The organism is Acidovorax sp. Q11, assembly GCF_054950075.1.
Map to the genome: position 1 here is coordinate 1 of NZ_JBUDZG010000078.1, position 1,472 is coordinate 1,472.

The window sequence follows — 1,472 nt, forward strand, 5'->3', positions numbered from 1 at the left end:
TGAATCGCCCCGGTTTTGAACTGACCCCCAGAAGTTGGACAAACTTCAAGGGGTTACATGAAGAAGTACAAAACGGAGTTCAAGCTGGAAGTGGTTCAAAGCTTCTTGGCTGGCGAAGGCGGCGCGAAGCTTTTGGCTCGGCGGTGGTCGGTTCCCGAGGAGAAGGTACGCACTTGGGTGAGCCACTACCGCCTGCACGGCATAGACGGATTGCGCCCCAAGCGCAGCACGTACAGTGCGCAGTTCAAACTGCAGGTACTGTCCCATCAGGATCGCGAACAGCTCTCCAGCCGCCAGGTCGCGGCGATCTATGACATCCGCAATCCAAACCAAGTCGTGGTCTGGCGGCGCACTCTCGATCAAGGCCGCCTGCAGGCGCGCGAGCGCGGGAATGAAGAACAACCCAAGATGAAGCCAAAACGACGCTCTGCCGCACCGTCGAGCACGGTCGTTGCTGATGCGGAGAAAACCCTGCGAGAAGAGAACGAACGACTACGCGCGGAGGTCGCGTACCTAAAAAAATTGCAGGCCTTGATTCGGTCGAAGAGATCAGCTGCGCCGACAAAGCGCATCTGATTGCCGGGTTGAGGCATCACCATAAATTGGCATACCTGTTGCAGGTCGCAGGCCTGCCACGCAGCACGTTCTACTACCAATGCCAGGCGAGCCAGCGCGCCGACCAGCAAAGCGCCTTGGAGGCCAGGATCCGCACTGTCTATGACGAGCACAAAGGACGCTACGGCTACAGACGGATCACGGCCGCGTTGTGCAATGGGGTGGCGGAACCGGTCAACCACAAGTGCGTGCAGCGTCTGATGCAAAAGATGGGGCTACGTGCGTTGATCCGGGCGAAGAAGCGCTCCTGGCATGTCCCGGGCACGAGCGATGCGCACGTACCCAACGTTCTGCAGCGCGACTTCTGCGCGACCGCGCCAAACCAGAAATGGGCGACCGATGTCACCGAGTTCAATGTAAGCGGCCAAAAGCTCTACCTGTCGGCCTGCATGGACCTGTACAACGGCGAGATCGTCGCGTACCGCATGGCAAGGCGGCCGGTCTTCGAGATGGTTTCCAGCATGCTTGAGGCCGCGCTCTCGCGGACCAACTGCGTCGCAGGCCTGATCGTGCATTCCGACCAAGGTTGGCACTACAAGATGCAGCCCTACCGAGCGATGCTCGTGCGACGCGGAGTCGAGCAAAGCATGAGTCGCAAGGGCAACTGCTTCGACAACGCGGCGATTGAAAGCTTCTTCGGCACCCTGAAAGCCGAGTACTTCCGTCTCGAAAGGCCCGATAGCATTGATGCGCTCGAAGCAGGCGTGCATGATTACGTCCACTACTACAACCACGAGCGCATCAAGCTCCGGCTGCAGGGGCTCAGTCCGGTGGAATACCGATTGAGAAGCACCGCCTAATCGGCGGAATCGTGACCGTCCAACTTCTGGGGGTCAGTTCAAAACCGGGGCGATTCA

At 59.1% G+C, this 1,472-nt stretch carries 1 protein-coding gene; it reads left to right on the forward strand.

The window, feature by feature from the left end; genetic code table 11:
- Positions 1 to 57 precede the first annotated feature (57 nt).
- A protein-coding gene (locus ACYZGB_RS22735) for an IS3 family transposase (protein WP_462391256.1) occupies positions 58 to 1,415 on the forward strand; the annotation gives its coding sequence in 2 pieces (ribosomal slippage) (positions 58 to 559 and positions 559 to 1,415; 1,359 coding nt in all).
- Positions 1,416 to 1,472 lie beyond the last annotated feature (57 nt).